Annotated in this window: 7 protein-coding genes, 1 pseudogene and 1 other annotated feature; of the genes and pseudogenes, 6 read left to right on the top strand and 2 right to left on the bottom strand. The window is 50.0% G+C overall.

What is annotated here, in order from left to right; all coding sequences use genetic code 11:
- Positions 1-271: 271 nt before the first annotated feature.
- The 3 genes and pseudogenes from raiA (at position 272) to pheA (ending at position 2022) form a co-directional block, all read left to right on the top strand.
- Positions 272-610, top strand: a complete 339-nt coding sequence (gene raiA / locus FDW98_RS14170; RefSeq protein WP_096756105.1) for a ribosome-associated translation inhibitor RaiA — start codon at positions 272-274, stop codon at positions 608-610.
- Positions 611-713: 103 nt separating this feature from the next.
- Positions 714-839 (top strand) — a sequence feature (Phe leader region).
- Positions 715-759: pseudogene (gene pheL, locus FDW98_RS23665) on the top strand (pheA operon leader peptide PheL); the annotation flags it as partial. (Overlaps the previous feature by 45 nt.)
- Before the next feature lie 22 nt (positions 840-861).
- Positions 862-2022 (top strand): bifunctional chorismate mutase/prephenate dehydratase, encoded by a 1161-nt coding sequence (gene pheA / locus FDW98_RS14165; RefSeq protein ID WP_096756104.1) that lies wholly within the window; start codon positions 862-864, stop codon positions 2020-2022.
- Positions 2023-2069: 47 nt separating this feature from the next.
- Here the strand turns inward: pheA and tyrA are convergent, their stop codons facing one another.
- Together tyrA and aroF are read right to left on the bottom strand one after the other, a co-directional pair.
- Positions 2070-3191, bottom strand: coding sequence for a bifunctional chorismate mutase/prephenate dehydrogenase (gene tyrA, locus FDW98_RS14160; RefSeq protein WP_096756103.1), 1122 nt, complete (start codon positions 3189-3191; stop codon positions 2070-2072).
- Between the two features lie 10 nt (positions 3192-3201).
- The gene (gene aroF, locus FDW98_RS14155) at positions 3202-4272 is read right to left on the bottom strand and encodes a 3-deoxy-7-phosphoheptulonate synthase AroF (protein ID WP_096756102.1); all 1071 of its coding nucleotides are present in this window, start codon (positions 4270-4272) and stop codon (positions 3202-3204) included.
- A gap of 215 nt (positions 4273-4487) precedes the next feature.
- On the opposite strand from aroF, the gene FDW98_RS14150 reads away from it, so the two are divergent.
- From FDW98_RS14150 to dgcN, 3 genes are all read left to right on the top strand, one after another.
- On the top strand, positions 4488-4862 hold the full coding sequence (locus FDW98_RS14150; RefSeq protein WP_096756101.1) for a DUF2799 domain-containing protein: 375 nt from the start codon (positions 4488-4490) through the stop codon (positions 4860-4862).
- A gap of 158 nt (positions 4863-5020) precedes the next feature.
- Positions 5021-5539 carry a YfiR family protein gene (locus tag FDW98_RS14145; protein WP_096756100.1) on the top strand — a complete coding sequence of 173 codons (519 nt, stop codon included), beginning with the start codon at positions 5021-5023 and terminating at the stop codon, positions 5537-5539.
- Positions 5532-6758, top strand: a complete 1227-nt coding sequence (dgcN, locus tag FDW98_RS14140; protein WP_096756099.1) for a diguanylate cyclase DgcN — start codon at positions 5532-5534, stop codon at positions 6756-6758. The genes FDW98_RS14145 and dgcN overlap by 8 nt, the downstream gene beginning before the upstream one ends.
- Position 6759: the final 1 nt, after the last annotated feature.

Raw genomic sequence — 6759 nt, 5'->3', positions numbered from 1 at the left:
CAGTTGCTTAACTGACTGGCATTACAGCCCTCGGGCTGCCGTTTTTTTATCCGTTTACGCCGTAACTGAAGCGGTTTAGCTGCAACGCATCCTATCAAATATGGCCTGCTTTCAGGTATTCCTCAAGTAAAAGATCGCCTGTTCCTGCGGTGCCTCACAAAAAGGTTTTCTTGACAAAAAGCGACAAAATAATGTGATTTAGATCACACATTTTGACATTAGGAAAGGTATGCTGGAATCACCAAGACGGGAAAGACAAGAGGTAAAATTTATGACAATGAACATTACCAGTAAACAAATGGAAATTACTCCGGCAATTCGCCAGCATGTCGCAGACCGTCTCGCCAAACTTGAAAAATGGCAAACTCATCTGATTAATCCACATATCATTCTGTCCAAGGAGCCACAGGGTTTCACTGCTGACGCCACCATCAATACACCGAACGGACATTTGGTTGCCAGCGCTAAGCACGAAGATATGTACACCGCTATTAACGATTTGATCAACAAGCTGGAACGGCAGCTCAATAAAGTGCAGCACAAAGGCGAAGCCCGTCGTGCAACAACTTCAGTAAAAGACGCCAACTTCGTCGAAGCAGAAGAAGAGTAGTCCCTTACATTGAGTGTATCGCCAACGCGCCTTCGGGCGCGTTTTTTGTTGACAGGGTGAAAACAGTACAGGTACTTTAACTGACGTAGCCAAAGGAAATTGACATGAAACTTATTCCGTTTTTCTTCGCATTCTTTTTTACCTTCCCCTTAATGGGAGGCGTTTCGTCGTGTGATAAATAATGCGAAGACGAACAATAAGGCCTCCCACAACGGGGGGCCTTTTTTATTGATAATAAAAAAGGCAACACTATGACATCGGAAAACCCATTACTGGCGCTGCGCGATAAGATAAGCTCGCTGGATGAAAAATTACTGGCCCTGCTGGCTGAGCGTCGTGGTCTGGCCGTCGAAGTCGGTAAAGCAAAACTGCTTTCTCATCGTCCGGTGCGCGATATTGACCGCGAGCGCGATCTGCTGGACCGACTGATCCAGTTGGGTAAAGTGCATCACCTCGATGCCCACTACATCACACGCCTGTTCCAGCTCATTATCGAAGATTCCGTTCTCACCCAGCAGGCGCTCCTGCAGCAGCATCTGAATAAAATCAATCCGCACTCCGCACGCGTCGCGTTTCTGGGGCCAAAAGGTTCGTATTCGCACCTCGCTGCGCGTCAGTATGCTGCTCGCCATTTTGAGCAATTTATTGAAAGCGGTTGCGCCAAGTTTGCCGATATCTTTAATCAGGTCGAAACCGGACAGGCGGACTACGCGGTCGTGCCGATTGAGAACACCAGCTCTGGCGCGATCAACGATGTTTACGACTTGCTGCAGCACACCAGCCTCTCCATCGTCGGCGAGATGACCATTATTATCGACCACTGCGTGCTGGTTTCCGGTACTACGGACCTGAATAGCATCGAAACCGTGTACAGCCATCCGCAACCGTTCCAGCAATGCAGCAAATTCCTCAATCGTTATCCGCACTGGAAGATCGAATATACCGAAAGCACCTCGGCGGCAATGGAAAAGGTTGCCCAGGCGAACTCACCGCACGTGGCAGCCTTGGGCAGCGAAGCCGGTGGCGTGCTGCACGGTCTGCAGGTACTTGAACATATTGAAGCGAATCAGACGCAAAACATTACCCGTTTTGTCGTGCTTGCACGCAAGGCTATCAATGTTTCCGACCAGGTTCCGGCGAAAACCACGCTGTTGATAGCGACAGGGCAACAGGCGGGTGCGCTGGTTGAAGCGCTGCTGGTGCTACGCAACCATAATTTGATTATGACCAAGCTGGAATCGCGCCCGATTCACGGCAATCCGTGGGAAGAGATGTTTTATCTCGATATCCAGGCCAACCTGGAATCGCCGGAAATGCAAAAAGCATTGAAGGAGTTGGGTGAAATTACGCGTTCGATGAAGGTACTGGGATGTTACCCAAGTGAGAACGTGGTGCCGGTCGATCCGAGCTAACGTATGACAATACCGGATGGCGTATGCATCGCCATCCGGTATCGACGCTACTGGCGGCTATCGTTGGCCTGACGCAGTAGCGTACGGCTTTCGCTCTGGAAGCGTTTGGCATAATCGCCAAACCAGTGCTCAACCTTACGGAAGCTGTCGATAAACGCCTGCTTATCGCCCTGCTCCAGTAAACCAATCGCGTCACCAAAACGCTGATAATACCGTTTGATCAACGCGAGATTACTTTCTGACGACATAATAATGTCGGCATACAGCTGCGGATCCTGGGCAAACAGGCGTCCGACCATGGCCAGCTCAAGACGGTATATCGGCGAAGAGAGCGCCAGTAACTGTTCAAGTTGGACATTCTCTTCTGCTAAGTGCAACCCGTACGCAAAAGTCGCGAAGTGACGTAATGCCTGGATAAACGCCATATTCTGATCGTGCTCGACGGCGCTGATCCGATGCAGCCGCGCCCCCCAGACCTGAATCTGTTCCAGAAACCATTGATAGGCTTCCGGCTGGCGTCCATCGCACCAGACCACCACCTGCTTTGCCAGACTGCCGCTATCCGGACCAAACATCGGATGCAATCCAACTACCGGGCCATCGTGCGCCGCCAGCATCGCCTGTAATGGGCCGTTTTTCACCGAGGCCAGATCGACCAGGATACAGTCAGCAGGCAAGCGCGGTAATTTCGCGATCACCTGCTCGGTAACGTGAATCGGCACGCTAACGATCACCATTCCGGCATCCGCCACGATCTCCTCGGCACGATCCCAGTCCTGCTGTTCAAGAATACGCACCTGATAACCTGACAGCGTAAGCATCTTCTCGAATAGCCGTCCCATCTGACCGCCACCACCGACAATCACCACCGGGCGTAACGTTGGACAGAGCGTTTTAAATCCTTTGTCATTCTCGCTAGAGTACGACTCACGCATTACCCGACGTAATACATCTTCAATCAGATCCGGCGGTACGCCGAGTGCTTCCGCCTCTGCACGGCGAGAAGCCAGCATAGACGCCTCCCGCTCAGGCACGTAAATCGGTAACCCAAAGCGGCTTTTTACTTCACCAACCTCGGCAACCAGTTCAAGACGGCGCGCCAGCAAATCCAGCAACGCCTTATCCACTTCATCAATTTGATCGCGTAATGCGGTCAATTCAGCCACCATAACCCACCTCTTAAGCCAGGCGCGTCGCCAGCTGGCCGTTCAAGTCTTTATTAATTTCACGCAACAACGCATCCGTCATTTCCCAGCTAATGCAGGCATCTGTTACGGACACGCCGTATTTCATTGCACTGCGCGGCTGCTCGGAAGACTGGTTGCCTTCGTGAATATTGCTTTCAATCATCAGGCCGATGATTGAACGGTTGCCATCTTTAATTTGTGCAACCACTGACTCTGCCACGGCAGGCTGGCGACGGTAATCTTTGTTGGAGTTACCATGACTGCAATCTACCATCAGTGACGGTCGCAGTCCCGCCTGCTCCATTTCTTTTTCGCACTGAGCGACATCTGCCGGACTGTAATTCGGTGCTTTACCGCCGCGCAGGATCACATGACCGTCCGGATTACCCTGCGTTTGCAACAGTGCCACCTGTCCTGCCTGGTTAATACCCACAAAGCGGTGAGACTGAGCGGCTGCGCGCATAGCGTTAATCGCTGTCGCCAGGCTGCCGTCAGTGCCATTTTTAAAACCAACCGGCATCGACAGACCCGACGCCATTTCACGGTGAGTCTGCGATTCAGTCGTACGCGCACCGATAGCGGACCAGCTAAACAGATCGCCCAGGTACTGCGGGCTGTTGGGATCCAATGCTTCGGTCGCCAGCGGCAGCCCCATATTCACCAGTTCAAGCAACAGCTGACGCGCAATTTTCAGACCGGCTTCAACATCAAAAGAGCCATCCATATGAGGATCGTTAATTAACCCTTTCCAGCCGACGGTGGTACGGGGTTTTTCAAAATAGACACGCATCACCAGATAGAGGCTATCGCTGACCTCTGCGGCAAGGGTTTTAAATCGACGGGCATATTCCAGCGCCATTTCAGGATCATGAATAGAGCAAGGACCACACACTACCAGCAAACGCGGATCGCGACCGGCGATGATGTCAGAAATGGTTTTGCGCGACTGCGCAATTTGCGCCTCTTGCGCCAGACTCAACGGGAATTGCATTTTAAGTTGTTCCGGAGTCATCAGAACCTGTTCATCAGTAATGTGTACGTTGTTCAGCGCGTCTTTTTGCATGGTGGTGATCCTGTTTAGCTCGTTTGCGATAGTTGTTCCTCAGCGAGGAGGTAATTACGATAACACAATGGGTAAAGATTTCAATCCACGTTACGTAAATTTTTATTTACAGCTAGTATAAATAGGCCTAACAGGCGCGGAATGTCGTAAATTTAAATTTACACACGCCATTTAAGAGATCCGCTATGCTTTAAAAAAACCAGGGAGTATCAGCAATGAAGCGACTTATCAACACGGTACTGGTGTTACTGCTAAGCGGATGTCAGATAGATCCCTATACCCATGCCCCCACCTGGACCGGCACCGACTGGTACGATGCCGGGATCCAGGATGCTATTTCAGGGTATGTCATTAAAGATAATGAAACTCTTGCCGACAACTACAATGACCCCGAAATCGATCGTACGGAGTATCTTAAGGGTTACGCTGAAGGACAACGTAAAACCTGCCAGCAGGATTTTGTTTACGCCAGGGGACTGGCCGGGAAAACCTTCCCTCCAAGCTGTGATACCGTTGAAAATGTCGACCAATTACACAGTGCCTGGCAAAAAGGTTCAAATGAAGGCGCAGCCTCTATAAGATTAAATTAAACAAGAAGTTATCCCAGATAAATCAATAAGATTTAACTTAAATCGATAATGTTATTCATCCAGATATAATGACGCTCTGGTAAAATAATGTTACTTTGTTGCGAACAATCGTGAGTGTATTTCGACGTATTACGGCTAACGCTGGTAGGTACCTTTTCATGAGCTTTTCTTATCGACTCATACTTCTACTGGCACTGCTATTGTCCGGATTACCGCTGTATGCCCAAAACGCTACGGAAGAGGCGAAATCCGTACGCGCTATGGTTTCCGGCATCGTCAGCTATACGCGCTGGCCAGCGCTTTCCGGTCCGCCCAAACTGTGTATCTTCTCTTCATCACGTTTTACCAGTGTGCTGCAGGATACCCATGCCGGAGCGTTACCCTATCTTCCCGTCATCGTTCATACGCAACAAGACAGTGTCGTAGCTCAGTGTGACGGTTTTTATTTTGGCACTGAATCCCCGACATTTCAGGTGGAATTAAAGAGTCAATTTCCAACTAAGGCATTGTTATTAATTGCCGAACAGAATACCGAATGCGTTATTGGTAGCGCTTTTTGCCTCATCATAAATAATGAAGAAGTGAGGTTTTCGGTAAATATGGATTCCCTGTCACGCAGTGGTGTAAGGGTCAGTCCAGACGTATTGATGCTTGCACGGAATAATAAGGATGGATAAGGGTATTTCTCCCATAACACGCCCAACGTTCAAACGGACACTACGGCGTATCAGCATCGTCAGCGTTCTGGTCACTATGACGCTGATCTGGCTGCTGCTGAGCATTTCTTCCGTGCTGGCACTCAAACAATATGCGCAAAAAAACCTCGATCTGACCGCCGCGACCATGACTCGATCGCTTGAAGCCTCGCTGGTGTTTTCTGATAGCGTTGCAGCAAACGAAACGTTGGCTGCGCTAGGGCAACAGGGGCAATTCTCCGTTGCCGAAGTACGCAATAAAAATCAAAAGGTGATCGCCACCTGGCGCTATGACGCCCAGGATACAACAGAAAAGATTAGCGGTCTGATCAGTCACTGGCTATTCCCACAGCCGGTGACAAAGCCTATTTTGCACAATGGCAACGTCATTGGGGAAGTGCGCCTGACTGCCCGCGACAGCGTCATTAGCCATTTCATCTATCTGTCACTGGCTGTGCTTACCGGATGCATTTTGCTGGCCTCAGGTATTGCATTAATGCTCACCCGCTATTTGCACAATGGCGTTGTTGAAGCGCTGCAAAATATTACCGAGGTGGTGCACGACGTTCGCACCAACCGCAACTTCTCACGCCGCGTGTCTGAAGAACGCATTGAAGAGTTTCATCTGTTTGCCCAGGACTTTAATAGTCTGCTGGATGAGATGGAAGAGTGGCAACTGCGCCTGCAAGCCAAAAATGCTCAGTTGTTGCGCACCGCGCTGCACGATCCCCTGACCGGACTTGCTAATCGCGCCGCATTTCGTAGCAGCATTAACGCGTTGATGAACGACGAATCCGCTCACAGCAGCTCGGCGTTGTTATTCCTTGATGGCGATAATTTTAAATTTATTAATGATACCTGGGGGCATGCAGCAGGAGACCGGGTATTGATTGAAGTTGCTAAAAGGCTGGCCGAGTTTGGTGGTAATCACCATCAACCATACCGGCTCGGAGGCGATGAGTTTGCGATGGTGCTATACAGCGTGCATTCGGAGAATGAAGTTCAGCGCATCTGCACGGCACTATCGCAAGAGTTTAACCATCCATTTGACCTTCACAATGGTCATCTGGCAAGCATGACGCTAAGCATTGGGTTTGCGCTGACGTGGGAACATGCCTCTGCCGAGAAATTACAAGAACTCGCCGATCACAATATGTATCAGGCTAAACATTTGCGTTCTGAACGCATTATTAAAAAATAAG

It is taken from the genome of Citrobacter sp. wls711, from assembly GCF_005281055.1.
Lineage (GTDB): Bacteria > Pseudomonadota > Gammaproteobacteria > Enterobacterales > Enterobacteriaceae > Citrobacter > Citrobacter gillenii.
Note: the sequence above shows the minus strand (reverse complement) of the source record. Positions and strands in the feature narration are given on the sequence as shown.